This window comes from Thiomonas arsenitoxydans (genome assembly GCF_000253115.1).
Classification (GTDB): Bacteria; Pseudomonadota; Gammaproteobacteria; order Burkholderiales; family Burkholderiaceae_C; genus Thiomonas; species Thiomonas arsenitoxydans.
Genome location: NC_014145.1, coordinates 3,174,768 through 3,197,090 on the forward strand (window position 1 = coordinate 3,174,768; position 22,323 = coordinate 3,197,090).

At 66.3% G+C, this 22,323-nt stretch carries 22 protein-coding genes; 1 reads left to right on the forward strand and 21 read right to left on the reverse strand.

The annotated features are described in order from the left end of the window. Positions 1–21: 21 nt before the first annotated feature. The 21 genes from ruvC to aceK form a co-directional block, all read right to left on the reverse strand. Positions 22–609, reverse strand: a complete 588-nt coding sequence (gene ruvC / locus THI_RS15010; protein WP_013107108.1) for a crossover junction endodeoxyribonuclease RuvC — start codon at positions 607–609, stop codon at positions 22–24. A 172-nt stretch (positions 610–781) separates the two neighbouring features. Further along, positions 782–2,332 carry a bifunctional phosphoribosylaminoimidazolecarboxamide formyltransferase/IMP cyclohydrolase gene (gene purH / locus THI_RS15015; RefSeq protein ID WP_013107109.1) on the reverse strand — a complete coding sequence of 517 codons (1,551 nt, stop codon included), beginning with the start codon at positions 2,330–2,332 and terminating at the stop codon, positions 782–784. Positions 2,333–2,381: 49 nt separating this feature from the next. Further along, positions 2,382–2,627 (reverse strand): helix-turn-helix domain-containing protein, encoded by a 246-nt coding sequence (locus THI_RS15020; RefSeq protein ID WP_013107110.1) that lies wholly within the window; start codon positions 2,625–2,627, stop codon positions 2,382–2,384. Positions 2,628–2,654: 27 nt separating this feature from the next. Then, complete coding sequence (gene dusB, locus THI_RS15025; protein WP_050985979.1) at positions 2,655–3,707, reverse strand: tRNA dihydrouridine synthase DusB; 1,053 nt, start codon at positions 3,705–3,707, stop codon at positions 2,655–2,657. A 329-nt stretch (positions 3,708–4,036) separates the two neighbouring features. Next, positions 4,037–4,255: a DUF1289 domain-containing protein gene (locus THI_RS15030; protein WP_013107112.1), complete on the reverse strand. Its 219-nt coding sequence runs from the start codon at positions 4,253–4,255 to the stop codon at positions 4,037–4,039. Then, positions 4,252–4,752 carry a YbaK/EbsC family protein gene (locus THI_RS15035; protein ID WP_013107113.1) on the reverse strand — a complete coding sequence of 167 codons (501 nt, stop codon included), beginning with the start codon at positions 4,750–4,752 and terminating at the stop codon, positions 4,252–4,254. The genes THI_RS15030 and THI_RS15035 overlap by 4 nt, the downstream gene beginning before the upstream one ends. 273 nt (positions 4,753–5,025) lie before the next feature. Continuing rightward, positions 5,026–5,973, reverse strand: a complete 948-nt coding sequence (locus THI_RS15040) for a hydroxymethylglutaryl-CoA lyase (protein WP_013107114.1) — start codon at positions 5,971–5,973, stop codon at positions 5,026–5,028. A gap of 13 nt (positions 5,974–5,986) precedes the next feature. Then, positions 5,987–6,937 carry a 2-hydroxyacid dehydrogenase gene (locus THI_RS15045; RefSeq protein WP_013107115.1) on the reverse strand — a complete coding sequence of 317 codons (951 nt, stop codon included), beginning with the start codon at positions 6,935–6,937 and terminating at the stop codon, positions 5,987–5,989. After that, positions 6,934–9,015 (reverse strand): acetyl/propionyl/methylcrotonyl-CoA carboxylase subunit alpha, encoded by a 2,082-nt coding sequence (locus THI_RS15050; RefSeq protein WP_013107116.1) that lies wholly within the window; start codon positions 9,013–9,015, stop codon positions 6,934–6,936. The genes THI_RS15045 and THI_RS15050 overlap by 4 nt, the downstream gene beginning before the upstream one ends. A gap of 26 nt (positions 9,016–9,041) precedes the next feature. After that, a complete protein-coding gene (locus THI_RS15055; RefSeq protein WP_013107117.1) occupies positions 9,042–9,719 on the reverse strand; it encodes a DUF4126 domain-containing protein in 678 nt (225 codons plus the stop codon). Next, the gene (gene bioB, locus THI_RS15060; RefSeq protein ID WP_013107118.1) at positions 9,716–10,744 is read right to left on the reverse strand and encodes a biotin synthase BioB; all 1,029 of its coding nucleotides are present in this window, start codon (positions 10,742–10,744) and stop codon (positions 9,716–9,718) included. Before bioB ends, THI_RS15055 begins: the two co-directional genes overlap by 4 nt. A gap of 39 nt (positions 10,745–10,783) precedes the next feature. Continuing rightward, the gene (locus THI_RS15065; RefSeq protein ID WP_013107119.1) at positions 10,784–11,584 is read right to left on the reverse strand and encodes an enoyl-CoA hydratase/isomerase family protein; all 801 of its coding nucleotides are present in this window, start codon (positions 11,582–11,584) and stop codon (positions 10,784–10,786) included. Next, on the reverse strand, positions 11,581–12,108 hold the full coding sequence (locus THI_RS15070) for a DinB family protein (protein ID WP_013107120.1): 528 nt from the start codon (positions 12,106–12,108) through the stop codon (positions 11,581–11,583). Before THI_RS15070 ends, THI_RS15065 begins: the two co-directional genes overlap by 4 nt. Positions 12,109–12,136: 28 nt before the next feature. Further along, positions 12,137–12,535 (reverse strand): type II toxin-antitoxin system VapC family toxin, encoded by a 399-nt coding sequence (gene vapC / locus THI_RS15075; protein ID WP_013107121.1) that lies wholly within the window; start codon positions 12,533–12,535, stop codon positions 12,137–12,139. 4 nt (positions 12,536–12,539) lie between these two features. Then, positions 12,540–12,848, reverse strand: coding sequence for a type II toxin-antitoxin system VapB family antitoxin (locus THI_RS15080; RefSeq protein ID WP_013107122.1), 309 nt, complete (start codon positions 12,846–12,848; stop codon positions 12,540–12,542). A 46-nt stretch (positions 12,849–12,894) separates the two neighbouring features. After that, positions 12,895–14,502 carry a carboxyl transferase domain-containing protein gene (locus tag THI_RS15085; protein ID WP_013107123.1) on the reverse strand — a complete coding sequence of 536 codons (1,608 nt, stop codon included), beginning with the start codon at positions 14,500–14,502 and terminating at the stop codon, positions 12,895–12,897. A gap of 8 nt (positions 14,503–14,510) precedes the next feature. Then, positions 14,511–16,214 (reverse strand): AMP-binding protein, encoded by a 1,704-nt coding sequence (locus THI_RS15090; protein WP_013107124.1) that lies wholly within the window; start codon positions 16,212–16,214, stop codon positions 14,511–14,513. Between the two features lie 31 nt (positions 16,215–16,245). Next, positions 16,246–16,851, reverse strand: coding sequence for a 2-hydroxychromene-2-carboxylate isomerase (locus THI_RS15095; RefSeq protein WP_013107125.1), 606 nt, complete (start codon positions 16,849–16,851; stop codon positions 16,246–16,248). Between the two features lie 23 nt (positions 16,852–16,874). Continuing rightward, positions 16,875–18,002 (reverse strand): acyl-CoA dehydrogenase family protein, encoded by a 1,128-nt coding sequence (locus THI_RS15100; protein WP_013107126.1) that lies wholly within the window; start codon positions 18,000–18,002, stop codon positions 16,875–16,877. Between the two features lie 6 nt (positions 18,003–18,008). After that, positions 18,009–19,187 carry an acetyl-CoA C-acyltransferase gene (locus THI_RS15105; RefSeq protein WP_013107127.1) on the reverse strand — a complete coding sequence of 393 codons (1,179 nt, stop codon included), beginning with the start codon at positions 19,185–19,187 and terminating at the stop codon, positions 18,009–18,011. Then, positions 19,184–20,998: a bifunctional isocitrate dehydrogenase kinase/phosphatase gene (aceK, locus tag THI_RS15110; protein ID WP_013107128.1), complete on the reverse strand. Its 1,815-nt coding sequence runs from the start codon at positions 20,996–20,998 to the stop codon at positions 19,184–19,186. Before aceK ends, THI_RS15105 begins: the two co-directional genes overlap by 4 nt. 158 nt (positions 20,999–21,156) lie before the next feature. On the opposite strand from aceK, the gene THI_RS15115 reads away from it, so the two are divergent. Continuing rightward, positions 21,157–22,311, forward strand: a complete 1,155-nt coding sequence (locus THI_RS15115; RefSeq protein WP_013107129.1) for an aminotransferase class V-fold PLP-dependent enzyme — start codon at positions 21,157–21,159, stop codon at positions 22,309–22,311. Positions 22,312–22,323 lie beyond the last annotated feature (12 nt).

Below are 22,323 nucleotides of genomic sequence, written 5' to 3' on the forward strand. Positions count from 1 at the left end.
ATCTGCACCAGCAGTCGGCCGTCACCCGATCAGCCGCCCCCCGCGCACCCGCATGCCCCGCAGTTGCGCCGCGCTGAGCTTGCCACTGGCTACGTCCGCCGTGCTCAAACCTGCGGTTGGCGATGCCCGATGCAGCGCCGCCAGACCGCGCTGCGCATGCGCGTGGCAGATCGCCAGCCCGAGCGCGTCGGCGGCGTCCGGGCCGGGCTGGCCGGGCAAGGCCAGCAGCCGCATCACCATTTCCTGAATCTGCGACTTGCTGGCGCGACCGTAGCCGACGATGGATTTTTTCAGCTGCAGCGCGGTGTACTCGACCACCGGCAGCCCTTGCGCCACCAGCGCGGCTATGGCCGCGCCGCGCGCCTGCCCCAGCAGCAGGGTGGACTGCGGGTTGACGTTGACGAACACGATCTCCACCACCGCGACCTCGGCGCCAGCCTGCCGCGCCACCTCGCTCACGCCGTCGAACAGCGTCTTCAGACGCTCGGGCAGCGTGCCCTTCGGGATACGGATGGCGCCGCTGGCCTGATAGCCCAGACGTTGGCCTTGGGCATCGATCACGCCGTAGCCCGTGGTGTTGAGTCCGGGGTCGATACCGAGGATGCGCATGCGCCGCGGTTCAGAGGGTGTGAATGAATCCGGCGTGGCCGAGCAGCGTGCCCAAACGCTTCCGATCAAGGCGCAAAGCACAGCCGTGCCCATCGGCACGGCGAGCATTTGCAACGCCGAGCGGGGGTGTTTGGGCGCGAGGAGCGGGCATGGCGGATTTGTTCACACCCTCTCAGTGCCGGAAATGCCGCATGCCGGTGAGCACCATGGCCATGCCGTGTTCGTCGGCCGCTTGGATGACTTCGGCGTCGCGCATCGAGCCACCGGGCTGGATGACGGCTTTGATGCCGGCCTGCGCCGCGTTGTCGATGCCGTCGCGGAAGGGGAAAAAGGCGTCTGAGGCCATGACCGAGCCGGGAACCGGCAGACCCGCGTGCTCGGCCTTGATGGCGGCGATGCGTGCGGAGTTGACCCGGCTCATCTGTCCCGCACCGACGCCGATGGTGGCGTTGTCCTTGGCATAGACGATGGCGTTGGACTTGACGAACTTGGCCACGCGCCAGGCGAACAGCAGGTCGCGCATTTCGTCGGCCGAAGGCTGGCGCTGGCTCACCACCTGGATGTCACCCGAGAGCAGCAGGTCGGCATCCTGCACCAGCAGCCCGCCGTTGACGCGCTTGTAGTCCAGCCGCGCACCGGGCTGTGCAGGCCACTGGCCGCATTCAAGCAGGCGGACGTTCTTCTTCGCCGCGCAGATGTCGATGGCGGCCTGCGTCACCTTCGGGGCGATGATGACCTCGACGAACTGCCGCTCGACGATCGCCTGCGCGGTGGCGCCGTCGAGCTCGCCGTTAAAAGCGATGATGCCGCCGAAGGAGGATTCGGGGTCGGTTTTGTAGGCACGCTCATAGGCGTCCAGCAGGGACGTGCCGTAGGCCACGCCGCAAGGGTTGGCGTGCTTGACGATGACGCAGGCGGGCGCGGTGTCGAACTGCTTCACGCATTCCAGCGCGGCGTCGGCGTCGCCGATGTTGTTGTAAGAGAGCTCCTTGCCCTGCAGCTGGCGGGCGGTGGCGATGCTGGCCTCGCGCGCGCCCGGCTCGACGTAAAACGCCGCGCTCTGGTGCGGGTTTTCGCCGTAGCGCAGGTCTTGCTGCTTGACGAAAGACAGGTTGAACTGACCGGGGAAGGAAGCACGCGTGCCGTCGTCCTTCAGCGCCGACAGGTAGTTGGAGATGGCCGCGTCGTATTGCGCAATGCGGTTGAACGCCGCCACCGAGAGGCGAAAGCGCGTGGCGTCGCTCACCCGGCCCGCCGCGCGCAGCTCAGCCACCACCACGGCGTAGTCGGCCGGGTCGGTGAGCACGGCAACATGGTGATAGTTCTTGGCGCCCGAGCGCACCATGGCCGGGCCGCCGATGTCGATGTTTTCAATGGCTTCATCGAGCGTGTGCGGCTTGGCCACGGTGGCCTCGAAGGGATAGAGATTGACGCAGAGGATGTCGATCGCCGGCAGGTCGTGCGCATCGGTCTGCGCCACGTGCTCGGGCAAGTCGCGTCGCGCCAGCAGGCCGGCATGCACCTTGGGATGCAGGGTCTTCACCCGGCCGTCGAGCATTTCCGGAAAGCCGGTGTAATCGGCCACCTCGGTCACGGGCAGACCGGCGCCCTGCAGCATCTTGGCGGTGCCGCCGGTGGACAGCAGGCGCACGCCCAGGGCGTGCAGATCGCGGGCGAGGTCGAGCACGCCGGTTTTGTCGGAAACGGAAATCAGGGCTTGCATGGAAGTCTCGGTGAATGGAAATGAGCGGGGGCGGGTGCGGCGGGATGGGTCAGAGCAGCTTGTGTTCGGCAAGCTTCTTACGCAGGGTGTTGCGGTTGATGTCGAGCCAGCGCGCCGCGAGCGACTGATTGCCCTCGGCATGCTTCATCACCGTGGCCAGCAGCGGTTTTTCCACCGCGGCCAGCACCATGGCATGAATGCCGTGCGGCTCGGAACCGCCGAGGTCGTTGAAATAGGCCTCGAGGCTATCGACGACACATTGTTCGAGCGTGGTTTTGCGGGGAACGGCGGGCATGGCGGGATGCGAGTGAACGGGACGGTTTCAGGCAGCCAGCGGCGCGGCCCTGGAACCCGAATCGAGGAAGCCGCGCAGCGCCGCGAGTTGCTCGGCCGCGCTGCCCAGCGTGTTGAATTGACGGCGGAAGGTCTCGCCTTCGGGTAGGGCCGCAACGTACCAGCCCACATGCTTGCGCGCGGTGCGCACGCCGATGGCTTCGCCATACAGCGCATAGTGGTCGTCGAGGTGGGCGAACAGCCAGTCGCGCCATTGCACGGGCGCGGGGCCGGGCAGCAGGACGCCGCGCTCCAGATAGGCCGCGACCTGGCCGAACAGCCAGGGCCGACCCATGGCGGCACGGCCGATCATCACCGCGTCGGCGCCGCTTTGCCGCAGCACGGCGGCGGCTTTTTGCGGTGAGTCGATGTCGCCATTGGCCACCACCGGAATGCCCACGCTGCGCTTCACTTCGGCGAGCGTGGCGTATTCGGCTTCGCCGCCATAACCTTGCTCGCGGGTGCGGCCGTGCACCACCAGCATGGCGGCGCCTGCGGCTTCGGCCCTGCGGGCGATGCGCGGCGCGTTGCGGGCGGCTTCGCACCAGCCGGCGCGCATTTTGAGCGTGACCGGGGCGCCGAACGGGCGGGCGGCCGCCACCGCCGCCTCCACCAACCGCGCGGCGAGGTCTTCGTCCTGCATCAGGGCAGAGCCAGCCCAGCGGTTGCACACCTTCTTCGCCGGGCAGCCCATATTGATATCGATGATGTCGGCGCCGCGCTCCAGGTTGTAGCGAGTGGCCTCGGCGATTTGCTCGGGGTCGGTGCCGACGATCTGCACCGCGATGGGCGCGGCTTCGCCGTCGTGATTGGCGCGGCGTGAGGTCTTGAGGGTGTCGCGCAGATCGGCGCGCGAGGTCACCATTTCACTCACACAGTAGCCCGCGCCGAGTTGCCGCGCCAGACGGCGGTAGGGCCGGTCGGTCACCCCGGCCATGGGGGCGGCGAACACCCGGTTGGGCAGCAGGTGCCGCCCCAGACGCAGGCCGCCCGCGAGCCCGGTCAAGGGTGCGGAGAGGGTGAGATCGGCGGGGTTGGACATGGGCGCGGCGGGCAGTGTGCGAGCAGAAGGCGGGCAACGTCTGCGCTGCCGTTTTTTTGAGCAGATGATTTTAGGCGATCCGGCTGGCCGCCAGCCCGGAACCGGCTCATGAGAAAACGTAGGGCCGCCCCAAGTTTCCTTGACACCCCACGGGGGCGGGCTGGGCAACCCCCTCCCGGCCTCCCCCACTGCGTGGAGGAGGTGAGAACAGCGCTGTGCGGCGCTTCGAATGCCCTTCCCGACCTCCCCCACGACATGGGGGAGGTGAGATCACTCCCTCCCCACTTGTGGGGAGGGTTGGGGTGGGGATTGCCCGGCCCTGGGGGCTCTCAACGTGCGCTGACAGGCCTGGGCTTGAGCGCGATGGGCTGCTCGGGGACTAGCCCCTGCGCGCGCCGTTCGGCGATGCGCGCCCAGACGGCGCGCTTGCCTGCGTCATCCAGATTGGACCAGTCGCTGATTTCCTGCAGGGTGCGGGCGCAGCCCAGGCAAAGCCCGCTAGCGCCGTCCAGCGTGCAGATGTTGATGCAAGGAGAGGGTACCGTCATTGCGGCGCCCGCGTGACAGCGCTCGGCGCAACGCCCAGCCAACGCGGCAGGTCATCGGGCCGCAGAGGAAAGACCGCATGCGGATGGCCCGCCGCCGCCCAGACGCGGTCGAAGCGCCAGAGGCTGGCGTCCACCAAGGCGATGGGCGGCTGGGTGTGGCCCACCGGGCTGACCCCGCCGATGGCGAAGCCGGTAGCGGCGCGCACGAAATCGGCATCGGCCCGAGCCAGCTTGCCCGCCTGCGCGGCCACAGCCTTTTCGTCCACCCGGCGATCACCGGCGCAGACCACTAGCACCGCACGGCCGCTGTCGATATGGCGGAACACGATGGACTTGGCAATCTGCCCCAGCGCTACACCGAGAGCCTCGGCCGCCTGCTGCGCGGTGCGGGCGGCGGCGTCGAGCATCACCGGCGGTTCGGCATGCCCCAGGGCGGCGAGCGCGTCGATCACGCGCTGCACGGAGTCGGAAGGGGAAGGGATGGCCGTTGTTTGCATGATGAACCCAGATTTTCCATCTGGCGGGGCTTTGCTCATATGCGGGTGCTGGCGAACGATTTGGGGTAAATCCATCCCCACCCAACCCTCCCCACGTGTGGGGAGGGAGTGATCTCACCTCCCCCACGGCGTGGGGGAGGTCGGGAAGGGCATTCGAAGCGCCGCACAGCGCTGTTCTCACCTCCTCCACGCAGTGGGGGAGGCCGGGAGGGGGTTGCCCAACCCGCCACGCCATCATCCCTTGTCCTCATGGAAAATCTGGGTTGAAGCGGCTCAGGCGGCGCAGGCGGGTTCGCCTTGCTCGGCGGCCCATTTGGCGAGCAGCGCCTTGCCCGCGCGGCTGTTGTTCGGGCGGTTGATGGCGCGGGTGATGAAGTCACCGGCCTCGACCACCGCGCGCAGGTTCACCCCGGTATCGATGCCCAGGCCGTGCAGCAGGTAGAGCACATCTTCGGTGGCGACATTGCCGGTGGCGCCCTTGGCGTAGGGGCAGCCGCCCAGACCCGCAACGGAGGAATGAAAGCTGGCGACGCCCATCTGCAGCGCCGCAAGAATGTTCGCCAGCGCCTGACCATAGGTGTCGTGGAAATGGCCAGCCAACTTATCCATGGGGAAGGCCGCCGCGCTGGCCTCGAACACGGCCTGCACCGCGCCGGGCGTGCCCACGCCGATGGTGTCGGCAATGTCGATGCAGTCGCAGCCGAGATCGGCCATGCGGCGCACGACTTCGGCCACGGCTGACGGCTCGACCGCGCCCTGGTAGGGGCAGCCCAACGCCACCGAGATGCTGCCGCGCAGCTTCACTCCCGCGCTCTTGGCGGCCTCGGCTACCGGACGGAAGCGCTCGATCGATTCAGCGATGGAACAGTTGATGTTCTTCTGCGCGAACGCCTCGCTCGCGGCGCTGAACACCACCACCTCGCCGACCCCCGCGGCCAACGCGGCCTCCATGCCCTTCATGTTCGGCACCAGCGCGGAATACACGGTGCCGGGACGACGGCGGATGCCCGCCATCACCTCGCTGCTGCCCGCCATCTGCGGCACCCACTTGGGCGAGACGAAGGCGGCGGCCTCGACATTGGGCAACCCGGCTGCGGACAGGCGGTCGATGAGATCGACCTTCACCGCAACGGGAACGGGGTTGGCTTCGTTTTGCAAGCCGTCGCGCGGGCCGACTTCGACGACTTCGACGAATTTGGGCAAATGGTTCAAAGTGGACATGGCAATCTCCCGTTCAATAACCCAGCCGCATATCCACCACGCCGCCCGGTTTTTCGCCGCGTTCGATGGCGGCAATCTTGCGCATCACCTGCGCGGCGGACGGCCCGACCAGGGTCTGCGCGGCCACATGCGGAGTGATGCGCACCCGCGGATGGCTCCACAGCGCATCGGCCGCGGGCAAGGGCTCGGTGGCGAACACATCGAGCAGGGCGCTGGCCAGATGCCCACCGTGCAGCAGATCAAGCAGATCGGCCTGATCAATCACCGCGCCCCGGCTGGCGTTGATGAGATGCGCACCCTGCGGCAAGCGGCTGAGAACAGCGTAATCGAGCAGGCCGCGGGTGTCTGCGGTCAGCGGCAACAACACCACCAGCACCCGGGTCTGCGCCAGAAATTCATCGAGGCGGTCCAGTGCGTAGATCGCGCAGCCCAGCTCGGCTGCGAAGCGCGACTGCCCGCTGCGGCTGCAAGCCAGAATGGGAAAGTCCATCGCCGCCACGCGCCGGGCGGCCGCCGCGCCCATCTGCCCCAGACCGAGAAAACCCACGGTGAAACTGGCGCGCGGCGGCAAGGGCAGCGGCTCCCAGCGGGCCTTGGCCTGCTGCGCCGCGTAATCGGTCATGCGGCGGTAGGCATGCAATACGCCTTCGGCCACGTAGTCGGCCATTTGGCGTCCCATGCCCGCATCTTCCAGGCGGATGAGCGGCACGCCGGGATGCAGGCGGTGCAGCACCGGGGCGATGGCATCCACGCCCGCGCCCAGATTGAACACGGCGCGCAGCCCCATCTGCCCGGCGAGCCAATCGGCATCAGGCCGCCAGACCAGGGCGAACTCGGCCTGCGCGTCGGGGTCGCTCGGTGCGTCGATCACGTCGATGGCCAGGCCGATTTCCTTGGCGTGCTGCATCAGCGCGTCGCGCCAGCGGCGAAACGGCTCGTCCGGGTCCCAGACCGCCAGCCTCATGCCTGCAAGTCCTCGGTTTTCAAAGCCTCGATGCGCAGCAGTTCCACGCCTTCGCTGACCTGATCGCCCACCGCGTAAAGCACCTCGCTCACCTGCCCGGCCGACGGGGCGCTGAGCGTGTGCTCCATTTTCATCGCTTCGAGCACCAGCAGCGGGGCGCCGGTCTGCACCGTGTCGCCCGCTTGCACATGCAGGGCGATGATTCTGCCGGGCATGGGCGCGGTCAGCCGGCCGCCGGCCGAGCCCCCGTCGGAGCTGCCCAGATCGGCGCCCAGCGCTTGCAGCGTAACCTGCTCGCCGCCTGAAAACACCTGAAAAGACGTCTCGCCCAGCCGAACCACGCTCATCTGCGCACGCTCATCACCCAGCGTGAGAACCAAGGCGAATTCCGTCGTGACATCGTTCACCCGCGTGCTTTGCGCGGAGCAGGCGAAGGGCTGCGGCTGAGGCGAACCCGGCGTATGGATGCGCAAAGGCTGGCCTGTCGCCGTAAGCAGTGTGCACGCCAAAACACCCCACGGGCTGTCGAAGCGAAACACGCGCGGCGGCAGCACGCCGTTGGTAAACCCGTCGCAAATTGACCATGGCGACCAGGCCGACCACGGATCGGCGCTCTGTTGCGCGCGCTCGTCTTCGAGCATGGCGCCGATCGCAGCGGCACAGGCCAAAGGCTGCGGAATGGACGGCGGCGCGAGCAGCGCCTCTTGCTCGCGGGCGATCAGTCCGGTATCGAGTACGCCCCCGGCAAACGCCGCAACACCCAGCAGTCGGTGGAGAAACTGCGCATTGGTCTGCAAACCCGCGATGCGGGTCGCGGCCAGCGCTTGGCGCAGCCGTCTGCGCGCCTGCTCGCGGGTCTCGCCCCAGGCGATCAGCTTGGCGATCATGGGGTCGTAGAACGGGGTGATGGTGTCGCCCTCGAACACCCCGCTATCGACCCGAATGCCCTCTGCCCCCACCGCACCGAAAGCGACATGCGGCGGCAACGCCAGCCGCCGCAACTGGCCGGTGGAAGGCAGAAAACCCGCCTCGGGATGTTCCGCGCAAAGCCGCGCCTCGATGGCATGCCCGGAGCAGCGCACCTCGGCCTGCGTGATGGGCAGCGGTTCGCCTGCGGCCACACGCAATTGCCACTCGACCAGATCGAGGCCGGTGATCAACTCGGTGACGGGATGCTCGACCTGCAGCCGCGTGTTCATCTCCATGAAGTAGAAGCGCTGCGGCGCCCCGGCCTCGCTGCATTCGACGATGAACTCCACCGTGCCCGCGCCCACATAACCCACGGCTCGGGCGGCGGCCACGGCGGCCTCGCCCATCTCGCGCCGCAGGGCATCAGGCAGGCCGGGGGCCGGGGCTTCTTCGATGACTTTCTGATGACGGCGCTGCATCGAGCAGTCGCGCTCGAACAGCCACAACACATGGTCGTGCTGGTCCGCGAAGATCTGGATTTCGATGTGGCGCGGGTTGCGCACCAATCGCTCGATGAGCACCGCGTCGTTGCCGAAACTGCTCTGCGCTTCACGGCGGCACGAGGCCAGCGCGGCGTCGAAGTCTTCGACGCGCTGCACCTCGCGCATGCCCTTGCCGCCACCGCCCGCACTCGCCTTGATCAACACCGGAAAACCGATGCGCACGGCTTCGGCCTTGAGCAGCGCCGCGTCCTGCTCCGCACCGTGATAACCGGGCACCAGCGGCACGGACGCCGTTTGCATCAGCCGTTTGGACTCAGCCTTGAGCCCCATCGCCTGCATGGCCTCGGGCGGCGGGCCGATGAACACCACCCCGGCCTCGGCGCACTGCCGCGCGAAGCCTGCGTTCTCGCTGAGAAAACCATAGCCGGGATGGATAGCTTGCGCGCCGGTGTCGCGCGCCGCCTGCAGGATGCGCTCACCCCGCAGATAGCTCTGCGCCGCCTCGGCCGGGCCGATGCACACCGCCTCGTCGCACGCCGCCACATGCGCCGCCTGCGCATCGGCGTCGGAATACACCGCCACGGTACGGATGCCCAGCCGACGGCAGGTAGCGGCCACCCGGCAGGCGATCTCGCCGCGATTGGCGATCAGGATTTTCGAGAACATTTCAGCACTCCGGTTCGTAGCTTGCATCAATCTGGTTTGTCTCGATACGACACGTCGGTCGCGCCGCGCGGGGGCTGCGTTGCGACAGGTTCGGGTCGGCCGCTGAACATACGCACCATGCGCCCTATCAGCCCGCGCACGAAATGAAAGCTCTTGCGCGCCAGCCAGACCATGACGATCAGCACCAGCACCAGGGCGATGAAAAACAGCACCGGGTGCAGCCAGGCCAGCCACAGCCCGCCCAGCACCAGCGCGTCTTCGCCCAGCGAGGCGCCCACATTGGAAAACGGCTCTGGCGAAGTGTTGATGGCCGCGCGGGTGGAGAGCTTGGTGCCGTGACTCACCGCGGCCAGACTGCCGCCCGCTGCCGCAGCGAGCGCCGCGACAAAGGTGTGATCAAGCCCGAACACGCTGGCGGCCAGCACCGCCCCTGCCGGAATGCGCAGCAGAGTAGAGATGAAGTCGAGCAGGCTGTCCACGCCGGGAATCTTGTCGCCGACGAATTCGAGAAAGGCCAGAAAGCCGGTGATGCCCACCGCCACCGGGCTGGCCAGGCCCTGCAGGCCCGCAGGCAGTTGTACCCATCCGGCCAGGCCCGCGGCGCCGACGGCGAACATGACCAGAAAGGCCCGCAGGCCGCTGGCCCAGCCCAGCGCGGCGGCCAGCGCCAGGAGTTGCAGGGTGTCGAGCGCTGGCGGGGTCATGGCTGGGATACGGGTGACTCGGTTTGCAAGGCGATCACTTTTTGCTTGGGCGTGGCCGATGGCATGGGCGAAGCTTGCGCACCGGCATGCAGGCCGAGGCGGGCGAACAAGGCGCGGTCGGCATCGACCTCCGAGTTGCCCGTGACCAGCAGGGTATCGCCGTAAAAAATGGAATTGGCGCCGGCCAAAAAGCACAGCGCCTGGATGCCATCGCCCAGTTCGCGCCGCCCGGCGGACAGCCGCACCCGCGCCGTGGGCATGGTGATGCGGGCCGCAGCCACGGTGCGCACGAACTCGAAGGGATCGAGATCTGGTGCGTGTTCGAGCGGCGTTCCGGCCACCCGCACCAAGGCGTTGATGGGCACCGATTCGGGGTGGGGATCGAGCCCGGCCAGCTCCGCCAGCAGGCCCGCGCGGTCGCGCCGGATCTCGCCCATGCCGACGATGCCGCCGCAGCACACCGCCATGCCGGCTTCGCGCACGGCCTGCAGCGTGTCCAGGCGTTCCTGATAGGTGCGGGTGGTGATGATCTGGCCGTAGAACTCGGGCGAGGTGTCGAGGTTGTGGTTGTAGTAATCGAGCCCGGCATCGGCCAGGCGCTGCGCCTGCGCGGGCCGCAACATACCCAAAGTCATGCAGGTTTCCAGCCCGAGGGCCTTGACGCCCTCGACCATCTCAGCCACGGCGTCGAGGTCGCGATCTTTCGGCTCGCGCCAGGCCGCGCCCATGCAAAAGCGTGCCGCGCCCGCCTCTTTGGCCGCGCGGGCGTTGGCCAGCACGAGGTCAAGGTCCATCAGCTTGCCCGCCTTCAGCCCGACATCATGATGCGCCGATTGCGGGCAGTAGCCGCAGTCTTCGGCACAGCCGCCGGTCTTGATCGACAGCAGCGACGAGAGCTGAATGTCGGTGGGGTCGAAGTGCGCACGGTGGATCTGCTGGGCTTGCCAAAGCAGTTCGGGCAAGGGCAGATCGAGCAGGGCTTCGATGCGCTCTGGCGTCCAGACGTTGGAAGGTTTCGGGGTCATGGCATAAGGGGAGATGGAGAGGGGAGATGGAGGACGCAGTCAACGCGCCTCGGGGTCGATCCAGTTCGGCTTGCGCTTGGCGAGAAAGGCGGCGATGCCCTCGCGTCCGTCGGTGCTGGCCCGGGCCACGGCGATGCGCTCGGCGGTGTCGGCCAGCAAGGCATCGCCCAGCGGGCGATGCGCCACTTCGGCCAGCAGCCGCTTGGCCGCAGCCAGCGCTTGCGGTGACGCATTTTGCAACTCGGCGCACCAGCGCTGCACCCGTGCGTCGAGCGCGGCAGCGTCTTCGGCCACTTCATGCACCAGACCGATGGCCTGCGCGGTGGCTGCGTCGAGCACTTCGGCGGTCAAGGTGTATCGCTGCGCCGCGCGCGCTCCGATGGCGCGCAGCACATGCGGCATGATGGTGGCCGGCACCAGACCGAGCTTGACCTCGCTCAGACAGAAGCGCGCGGTCTGCACCGCCACGGCCAGATCGCAGGCGGCCACCAGACCGAAGCCACCGGCGAACGCGTCGCCCTGCACCCGCGCGATCACGGGCTTGGGACATTCGGCCACGGCGCGCAGCATGCGTGCGAGCTGCAGGGCATCGTCACGATTCTGCGCATCGGTGTAAGTCGCCAACTGCTGCATATAGCGCAGATCGGCTCCGGCGCAGAACGCAGGGCCTTGCGCCGCAAGCACCACACAACGCACTTCGGCCTCCTGGCCGAGTTCGACGAAGGCGGTGTGCAGCGCGGCGATGGTCGCGGCGTCGAAGGCGTTGCGCACTTCGGGGCGATGAAGGGTGACCGTCGCGACGGCCCCTTCGCGGTCGATGATGACGGGGGATTCGCTCATGGCTTGGATGAGGCTGTCGCTTCGTCACGCAGCATGTAGATCAGATCGAGCACGGGCGAGGCATGCCCCATGGCAGTGAGCGCTGCGGTGATCTGCCCGCGGTGATGCGTGGCGTGGTTGAACACATGCGCCAGCGTGGCCGCGAACGGTGCGCTCATCGGCTCGCCCTTGCTGGTGGCGTAGCGGAAGGGCCGATCGAAATCGGCCTCGCTCAAGCGCTCGACATAAGGCTGCCAGGCCCGCGCGCTCTGCTTCAGCCGTTGCGCCAGTCTGGCGCGGTCGGGCTCGGCCTCGTCGTCGAGCTCCAGGCCCGCGGGCGACACGCCCTCAAGGAAGCGTCGCTGCCACAGCAAGCCTTCGCCCACCAGCAGATGATTGAGGGTGCCGTGAACGCTGTTGAAAAACAGCCCGCAATCGCGGCGGTAATCGGCTTCGGGGAGCAGCGCGACGTGCTCGTCGAGCAAGCGATGCGTGGCCCAGACGTGATAGCGCGCCAGGGTGCGGAAATGGTCTTGGAGTGTCATCGGGAAATTCGCCGGGAAGAGCTTGCAGTCAATGCCGCCAGACCTTCAGGCCGCGCAGATCTTCCATGACGTCGAAGTCAGCATCGTTGTGCAGCAGGGCGTAGTCGTGTTCGATGCAGTAAGCGGCCTGGAGCACGTCCACCGCGCTGCGGATGGTGTAGCCCATGGCCCGCAGCAGACGGTCGTGTTGCGCGGCCTGCAGGGCGTTGTCTTCTCCGCCGATTTCAACCACGGTGAGCGCAGTCAGGGTCTTGCGCGCGGCCAGATAGTCGCGTTCATGGCGGAAACCACGCAACACCTCGAACAGCACCAGATCGGCCACCGCCACCGGCGCCATATCGTCAAGCAGGAGCGCCAGATTCGCAACACGCGAGGTGGCACGGCCATTGAAAAAATCGATCCACACCGAGCTGTCGACCAGGATCATGCGACTACCCCTTATTGGCGGGCGCTTTGGGAACGGGCGCTTTGCGGGCGGCTGCCTTGCGCCCAGCCGCCTTGGCAGGGGAGTTAGCCGCACCGTAAGGCGCGCGTCGCTCCTGCACCATGGGCGGCGCGGCGCCCTCGGCCAAGGGGTCTTCCCAATGCAGCTTGCCGCGCAGGGCGAGCAAATCGCGGTAGGCGGCGCGGCGGCGCAAGAGCTTGAGCCCCTCCTCGACCGCCTCCTTTTTGGTCTTGAACGGGCCGGCGCGCATGGCTGCGTCCATGAGCTCGTCGTCGATCTCGATGTTTGTGCGCATGATGTGTACCAAGTCAATGAATGATGCACATTGTAGGGGACGACAATCACATGCGGAACACGCCGAAGCGGGCGTCTGGAATTGGGGCGTTGAGCGCGGCACTCAAGCCCAGCGCCAGCACGCGACGAGTATCTGCCGGGTCGATGACGCCGTCGTCCCACAGTCGCGCGGTGGCGTAATACGGGTGGCCCTGCGCTTCATATTGAGTGCGGACGGGCGCCTTGAAGGCTTCCTCTTCCTCCGCGCTCCAGCTGCCGCCCTTGGCCTCGATGCCGTCGCGCCGCACGGTGGCGAGCACGCTGGCCGCCTGTTCACCGCCCATCACGCTGATGCGGGCGTTGGGCCACATCCACAGCTGACGCGGGCCATAGGCGCGGCCGCACATGCCGTAGTTGCCCGCGCCGAAGGAGCCTCCGACGATGACGGTGAACTTGGGCACCTGAGCGCAAGCCACCGCCGTGACCAGCTTGGCGCCATGACGGGCGATGCCTTCGTTCTCGGCCTTGCGGCCGACCATGAAGCCGGTGATGTTCTGCAGGAACAGCAGCGGAATGCGGCGCTGGCAGCACAGCTCGATGAAGTGCGCGCCCTTGACCGCACTGTCCGAAAACAGGATGCCGTTGTTCGCAAGAATGCCTACCGGCATGCCGTGCAGATGCGCAAAGCCGCACACCAGCGTGGCGCCGAAGCGGGCCTTGAACTCGTCGAGCTCGGAACCATCCACGATGCGGGCGATGATCTCGCGGATGTCGAAGGGCTTGCGCGCATCGGTGGGAATGCAGCCGTACAGCTCGCTGGCCGCATACAGCGGCTCGCGCGGCGGACGCAAATCCACCGCCGCGCGCTCGGCCGGGCGCAGGCGCGAGACGATGCGGCGAGCGATGTCGAGCGCATGCGCATCGTTGCGCGCCAGATGGTCGGCCACGCCCGACAGCCGGGTGTGAACGTCGCCGCCGCCCAGATCTTCGGCGCTCACCTCCTCGCCAGTGGCGGCCTTCACCAGCGGCGGGCCGCCGAGGAAGATGGTGCCTTGATTGGCGACGATGACCGACTCGTCGCTCATGGCCGGCACGTAGGCGCCGCCCGCGGTGCACGAGCCCATGACCACCGCGATCTGCGCAATGCCCTCGGCGCTCAGCGTCGCCTGGTTGTAGAAAATGCGACCGAAGTGGTCGCGGTCGGGAAACACCTCGTCCTGGTTGGGTAGATTGGCGCCGCCCGAATCGACGAGGTAGATGCAGGGCAAGCGGTTCTCGCGCGCAATCTCCTGCGCCCGAAGGTGCTTCTTGACGGTCATCGGGTAATAGGTGCCGCCCTTCACTGTGGCGTCGTTGCAGACGATCACGCACTCGCGTCCGCTGACGCGCCCGATGCCGGTGATGATCCCGGCGCCGGGCGCCGCGTTGTCGTACAGACCGTGCGCAGCCAGTGGAGAAAACTCCAGGAAGGGTGAGCCGGGGTCGAGCAGCGCCGCCACGCGTTCACGCGGCAGCAGCTTGCCGCGGGCGACGTGTTTGGCGCGAGCAGCCTCGCCGCCGCCCTCGGCCACGCGGGCCTGGCGCGCGCGCAGGTCGTCCACCAGGGCCCGCAGGGCGGCGGCGTTGGCGGTGAACTCGGCGCTGCGCGGGTTGAGTCGGGTATCAAGAATGGGCATGGGGGTCTTCAGGCGGTGCGATCGGGGTGGAGTCCGAGTTCTTGCTGCATGGTTTCGCGGATTTTGAACTTCTGCACCTTGCCGGTAATGGTCATGGGAAACGCGGACACGAAGCGCAGGTAGCGCGGAATTTTGTAGTGCGCGATGTTCCCTCTGCAAAACGCGCGAATGTCCTCGTCCGTTGGAGACATGCCGGCCTTGGGGATGATCCAGGCGCACAGTTCTTCGCCGTACTTCGGGTCGGGCACGCCGACCACCTGCACGTCCTGCACCTGCGGATGGCGGTAGAGAAATTCCTCGACCTCGCGCGGGTAGATGTTCTCGCCGCCGCGAATCACCATGTCTTTGATGCGGCCGACGATGTTCACATAACCTTCCGCATCCATCACCGCCAGGTCGCCGGTATGCATCCAACCTTCGGCGTCGATGGCCTCATGCGTCTTCTCGGCGTCGCCCCAGTAGCCGTGCATCACCGAATAGCCCTTGGTGCAAAGCTCGCCGGTTTCGCCGGGCGCGACAGTTTCGCCGCTTTGCGGATCGACGATCTTCACCTGCAAATGCGGCTGCACCTGCCCCACCGTACTCACCCGCTTGTCCAGCGGCGTGTCGGTGGAGCTTTGGCAGCTCACCGGCGCGGTCTCGGTCATGCCGTAGGCGATGGTGATCTCAGACAGATGCATGTCGCGCACCACTCGCTTCATCACCTCGATGGGGCAAGGGCTGCCGGCCATGATGCCGGTACGCAAGGTGCTCAGATCGAACTCGGCAAAGCGCGGATGATCGAGCATGGCGATGAACATGGTCGGCACACCGTGCAGCCCGGTGCAGGCTTCGTCCTGCACGCACTCCAAAGTCAGCAATGGGTCGAAGCCGTCGTTGGGATAGACGATGGTGGCGCCGTGCGTCAGACACGCCAGGTTGCCCAGCACCATGCCGAAGCAGTGGTACAGCGGCACCGGAATGCACAGCCGGTCTTCGGCGGTGAGCTTCATCGCCTCACCAATAAAGAAACCGTTGTTCAGGATGTTGCTGTGCGTGAGCGTGGCGCCCTTGGGAAAACCGGTGGTGCCGCTGGTGAACTGGATGTTGATGGGTTCGTGCGCGTGCAGCGTTGCCGCGGCCTCGGCGACCGCCGGGTCGTCGGCGCTGCCGCGGGCGATCCAGTCGGAAAAGCGCAGCATGCCGGGTTCATCGGCCTCGCCCAGATGCACCACCAGTTTGAGATCGGGCAGACGCGCGGCGCGCAGTTCGCCCGGCGCGCAGGTATTCAGCTCCGGCGCGAGTTCACGCAGCATGGCGAGGTAGTCGCTGGTCTTGAACGAGGTCATGGTGACCAGCGCCTTGCACGCCACCTTGTTGAGCGCGTACTCCACCTCGGAGGTGCGATAGGCCGGGTTGATGTTCACCAGAATCAGGCCGACCTTGGCCGTCGCCAGTTGCATCAGCACCCATTCCACGCTGTTGTGCGCCCAGATGCCCACGCGGTCGCCCTTGCGCAAACCGCTGCGCAACAAGGCGCTGCCCAGACGATCCACCTCGCGCTTGAGCTCGGCATAGCTCAGGCGAATGTTCTGGTGGCGCGAAACCAGCGCCTCTTGCAGGCCTTGGCGCTCGGCCATGGCGTCGAAAAAATCGCCTATGGTCTGCGTCAGCAGCGGCTGGTCGGTGGCGCCGCAGGCATAAGCCTGGACCAGCGGGGTTGGTTCGGTCATGATGATTCTCCGGTGTTCATTTTTGGCGACTTCAAAACCCGCCGGTCTGCAGCCAATGCTCGAGCTGCGGCAGCCGGTCTGCGCCCCAGAAGGGTTGATCGTCCACCACCATAAAGGGCGCGCCGCACATGCCTTGCTGCAGCGCGCGGTCGCAGTTGGCCTTGAGCTGGGCCTTGATGGCGGGATCGGCGGTATAGCGCGCCACCGTATCGCTCGCCAGCCCCTGCTCGGCGGCAAGGGCTTCAAGTACGGGCAATTCGGCGATGTTGCGGTTCTGCGCGAAATAGGCCGAAAAACAGCGATGCAGCCACGGTGCAGCCTGCGTGGGCAAGTCGCGTTGCAGGCCGATGAGCACCCGCGCGGCCTGATAAGTGGCAATGGGAAACGGCTCCGGCTGCACAAAAGGCACGCCCAGAAAGCGCGCCGAGCGCGGAATGTCGATGCGGGCATAGTCGCCTTTGAGCGGCTGATCGATCAGCGGTTTCGATCCTGTCGTCTGGAACACCGGCCCGAGCAGCATCGGCACCCACTCGATGTCGCGCAGGTGGCGCGCGGCAATGGCCTCGATCTGCGTGCTCGCCAGGTAGGCATAGGGCGACGAAAAATCGAAGAAAAAAGTAATCGGGCTGACGGGCATGGGAGTCTCCAGTGAATCTGGTTTTACAGCGCACGGGCAATGAGCATTTTCTGCACATCGCTGGTGCCTTCGTAAATCTGGCAAACCCGCACATCGCGCCAGATGCGCTCGACGGGAAAGTCGGCCACATAACCGTAACCGCCGTGGATCTGCAGCGCCGCGCTGCACACCCGCTCGGCCATTTCGCTGGCCATCAGTTTGGCCATCGCCGCCTCCTTCAGACAAGGCAGGCCCGCATCCTTCAGGCTGGCGGCGTGCCACAGCAACTGCCGCGCCGCTTCGATCTGCATCGCCATCTCGGCCAAGCGGAATTGCACTGCCTGATGCTCGGCAATCGGCTTGCCAAAGGCAGTGCGCTCGCGCGCATAACGCAGCGCCGCTTCGAACGCCGCGCGCGCCATGCCGACCGACTGCGCCGCAATGCCGATGCGCCCACCTTCCAGGCCGGACAGCGCAATCTTGTAGCCCTCGCCTTCGGCACCGAGGCGGTTGGCGGCGGGTACGCGGCAGCCCTCGAAGCGGATCTGCGCGGTGTCGCTGGCCGACTGCCCGGCCTTGTCTTCGAGCCGTTCGACGATGTAGCCCGGCGTGCCGGTGGGCACGAGGAAGGCGCTGATGCCTTTCTTGCCCGCGGCCCGGTTGGTTGCGGCCATCACGATGGCGACCTGTCCGTTCTTGCCGCTGGTGATGAACTGCTTGACGCCGTCGAGGACGTAGTGGTCACCCTCCAACCTTGCCGTGGTGCGCAGGTTGGAGGCGTCCGATCCGGCCTGCGGTTCGGTCAGCGCGAACGCGCCGATCCACTCGCCGCGCGCCACCGGGCGCAGCCACTGGTCTTTTTGCGCATCGCTACCCCAGGCCATCAGAATGGAGCACACCGGGCAGTTGTTCACGCTCACGATGGTGCTGGTGGCGCCGTCGGCCGCGGCGATCTCCTCAATGGCCAGCGCGAGAGACAGGTAGTCGAGCCCGGCGCCGTCCCATTCGGCGGGCACGGCGATGCCCAGGCAACCCAGCGCCGCCAAGCCCTGCAACGCCTCGCGCGGAAAGCGGCTTTCGCGCGCCCAGTCGGCCGCATGCGGGGCGATTTCGGCCTGAGCAAAATCGCGCACCGCGTCGCGGATCATGCGGTGATCGTCAGAAAGCAGCATGACGATTCAGAGCAGTTCAACCGCCATTGCCGTGGCCTCGCCGCCGCCGATGCACAGCGCGGCGACGCCCTTCTTGAGCCCGCGCTGCCGCAGCGCGCCCAGCAGGGTCACGACGATGCGCGCGCCCGACGCGCCGATGGGGTGGCCCAGCGCCACCGCGCCGCCGTGCACGTTCACGATCTCATGCGGCAGCTTGTATTCCCGCATCGCCGCCATGGTGACGGCGGCGAAGGCTTCGTTGACTTCCCATAGGTCCACATCGGTCGCCTTCCAGCCGGTCTTGTCGAGCACCTTCTGAATGGCCCCCACGGGCGCCGTGGTGAACCACTCGGGCGCCTGCGCATGCACCGCATGGGCGCGAATACGAGCGATCGGCGCACAGCCCAGCTTGTCAGCGGTGGACTGGCGCATCAGCACCAGCGCGGCAGCGCCGTCGGAAATGCTCGACGAGGTGGCGGCGGTGATGGCCCCGTCTTTCTTGAACGCGGGCTTGAGCGTAGGAATCTTGTCGAGCTTGGCCTTGAACGGCTGCTCGTCGCGGGCGATTTTCACCTCGCCGCCCCGACCCGCCACCGTGACGGGCGCCATCTCCCACTCGAAGCTGCCGTCTTCGTTGGCTTTTTTGCTGCGCTCAGTCGAGGCAATGGCAAAGGCGTCCATCTCCTCGCGGCTGAAGGCGTATTTGCTCACGCAGCTTTCAGCGAACACGCCCATGGCCTTGCCGCGGTCGTAGGCGTCTTCCAGACCGTCAAGCGCCATGTGATCGTAAAACTGGGTGAGGCCGTATTTCACGCCCTTGCGCACGAAGGCCAGATGCGGCGCGTTGGTCATGCTCTCCATGCCGCCGGCCACCATCACATCGGCGGAGCCCACAGCGAGCATGTCGTGGGCGAACATCATCGCCCGCATGCCCGAGCCGCACATTTTGGACAGCGTGACCGCGCCCGCCGATTGCGGCAGCCCGGCCTTGAGTGCGGCCTGGCGCGCGGGAGCCTGGCCCTGCCCGGCCATCAGGCAGTTGCCCATGAGCACTTCATTCACGGCGTCGCCCGCGATGCCCGCGCGTTGCACGGCAGCGGCGATGGCGGTAGCGCCGAGCTCCCAGGCGGGTACGGCAGCAAAGTCGCCGAGCAGGCCGCCGATGGGCGTGCGCGCGGCAGAAACCATCACGATGGGATCAGTCATGTCGAAGTCTCCTGAACAGGTTGAACGGGTGGGTTGGATGCCGCAAGAGCGCCCTCGCGGGGGAAGCGGCGGGTGGCGTCATAAGTGAACACGTCGTACAGATGGCCCTCGCGGATGCGGCTCTGATGCTCCTGCCAGAAGGCGGCGTCGAGCAGGTCGGCGTGGTGTTTCATGAACACGGCGCGCACCTTGGGGTTGCCGAGCAGAAACTGGCCGAAGGTCTCGGGAAACACGTCGTGCGGACCCACGGCGTACCAGGGCTCGGCGGCCATTTCGTCTTCTTCGTTGCGCGGCGCGGGCACGCGGCGGAAGTTGCAGTCGGTGATGTACTCGATCTCGTCGTAGTCGTAGAACACCACCTTGCCGTGGCGGGTGATGCCGAAGTTCTTCCACAGCATGTCGCCGGGAAAGATATTGGCCGCCACCATGTCCTTGATGGCGTTGCCGTATTCGATGACGGCGGCTTCGAGCTGGGCGTCGTCAGCCTCTTGCAGATAGATGTTCAGCGGAATCATGCGCCGCTCGATGTAGCAGTGCCGGATGATGATGGTGTCGCCGTCGTATTCGAGTTGCGAGGGGCAGAAGGTTTCGATCTCCTGAATCAGCTCGGGCGAGAAGCGCGCGCGCTCGAAGGCCACGTTCGAATATTCCAGCGTCTCGGCCATGCGGCCCACGCGGTCGTGCTGTTTCACCAGCAGGTACTTGCCCTTGATCTTGTCGCGAGTAGTGTCTTTCTGCGGCGGATAGAAGTCTTTGATGACTTTGAACACAAAGGGAAAGGACGGTAGGGTGAACACCACCATCACCATGCCCTTGATGCCCGGCGCCACGATGAACTGATCGCTTGAATGCCGCAGGTGATAGAGAAAGTCGCGGTAGAACAGGGTCTTGCCCTGCTTGGCCAGACCCAGCGCGTTATACAGCTCGGCACGCGGCTTGCGCGCCATGAGGCTGCGCAAAAACTGCACATAGGCCGACGGGATTTCCATATCGACCATGAAATAGGCGCGGGCGAAGGAGAACAGCAGCAGCAGATCGTCTTCGGTGAGCAGCACCGTGTCGATAAAGAGCTGGCCGCGCTCGTTGTGCAGGATGGGCAGCGCCAGCGGAAATTCGGTGAAGCCGTTGATCACCTTGCCGACCGCATACGCGCCCTTGTTGCGGTAGAACAGCGAGTCGAGCATCTGAATCTGGAAGTTGGCGCGCAGGCGCACATCGTTGCCGAAGCGCTGGCGCACAGCGGCCAGCACCTGGCCCACGTCGCGGTCCAGATCTTCGAACGGCAGCGCAAGCTGAAAGTTCTCAATGGCGCGGCGCAGACAGGCGTGCAGCGCCTCGTGGGTGTGCGGGTAATACACACGGAAGGTCGGCTTGGCCGCAGGCTCTTCGTTTTCGATGTACTCGGTGGACAGCGCCGGGCGCACGAACAGAAACTCGTTGTTGAAATGCTCGCGCCGCAGAATCTTGGTCGTCACCGAGTTGAAAAACGTCTCGGCCAGTTCGGGCTGGTGGTGATTGGTCAGCAGGCCGATGTAGTGCAGCTTGGCCTGCTGCCAGATTTCCATGGGCTGGTTGCCGGCATCGAGTTCGTTCTGCAGCCGTTCGGTGGCTTCGTCCACCCGCTGGTCGTAGAAGGCGATGCGCTCGCGCTGCGCTGCCTGCTGCCCGGCCCAGTCGGCCCGCTCGAACCGCTGCTTGGCCGCAGCGCTCACTTGGCGGAACAGGCGGTAATGGCGATTGAAGCCGTCGAGCATGGTACGGGCCATGGCAAAAGCCACGGGGGAATCAAGGCGAGGCGGGAATTGGTTCATCGGGCATTGGCAATACGAAAACACCCTGCCCACTGTAAGCCCGCGCCGCTGGCAAGGCAAAGCGCCCAGCGCTTGACGCCGCTGCGTGCTAGGCTTTTCAGGCGGTCGGCATAGACACCGCGCCGACTTTTTCGAACCATAAGACCAGGAGATTTCTGATGCCCGCCTTGCTGCCCAATGTCGATCCCGATGGACTGCTGGAGTATTCGGTGGTTTACACCGACCGCTCGCTCAACCACATGTCGGCCAAGTTTCAGCAGGTTATGCGCAATCTGTCGTCCATGCTCAAACAGGCCTACAACGCGCAGGCGGCGGTCATCGTGCCGGGTAGCGGCACGTTTGCCATGGAGGCCGTGGCGCGGCAATTCGTGCAGGGCGCGCAGGTGCTCATCGTGCGCAACGGCTGGTTCAGCTATCGCTGGAGCCAGATCATCGAGACCGGGCATTTGTCGGACAAGGTCACGGTACTCAAGGCGCGCCGCGTGGCCGATGCGTCCGAGTCGCCCTTCATGCCCGCGCCCATAGCCGAGGTGGTCGCCACCATCGCCCGCGAAAAGCCCGCCGTGGTGTTCGCCCCGCATGTGGAAACCTCCGCCGGCATGATGCTGCCCGACGACTATCTGCGCGCCGTGGCCGACGCGGTGCATGCGGTGGGCGGCCTGTTCGTGCTCGACTGCATCGCCTCCGGTGCGATGTGGGTGGACATGCAGGCCACCGGCGTGGACGTGCTGGTCAGCGCACCGCAAAAAGGCTGGAGCGGCCAGCCCTGCTGCGGCTTTGCCATGCTGTCTGAGCGGGCTTTGCAACGGCTGGAGACGACCACGAGCGACAGCTTTTCCTGCGACCTGAAAAAGTGGCATCAGATCATGCAGGCCTACGAAAAAGGCACGCATGCCTATCACGCCACCATGCCCACCGACACCCTGGCCGAAGTACGCGACCAGATGCGCGAGGCGTTCAGCTACGGCCTGCCCGCGCTCAAGGCCGCGCAGATGGAACTGGGTCGCGCAGCGCGCGCTTCGTTGGAGCAACGCGGCGTCAAGAGCGTGGCGGCGCCCGGCTTTCAGGCGCCGGGCGTGGTGGTGAGCTACACCCGCGATCCCGACATTCAGAACGGCAAGAAGTTTGTGGCACAAGGCATGCAGATTGCCGCCGGTGTGCCGCTGGCCTGCGACGAACCGGCCGACTACATGAGCTTTCGCCTCGGCCTGTTCGGGCTGGACAAATGGAAGGACGTGCCCGCAGCCGTGCAGCGGCTGGACGCGGCGCTCGACGCCGTGGGTTTGCACCTGCCGGAAAAAGCGCATCGCTAGCCGCCTCGGTAA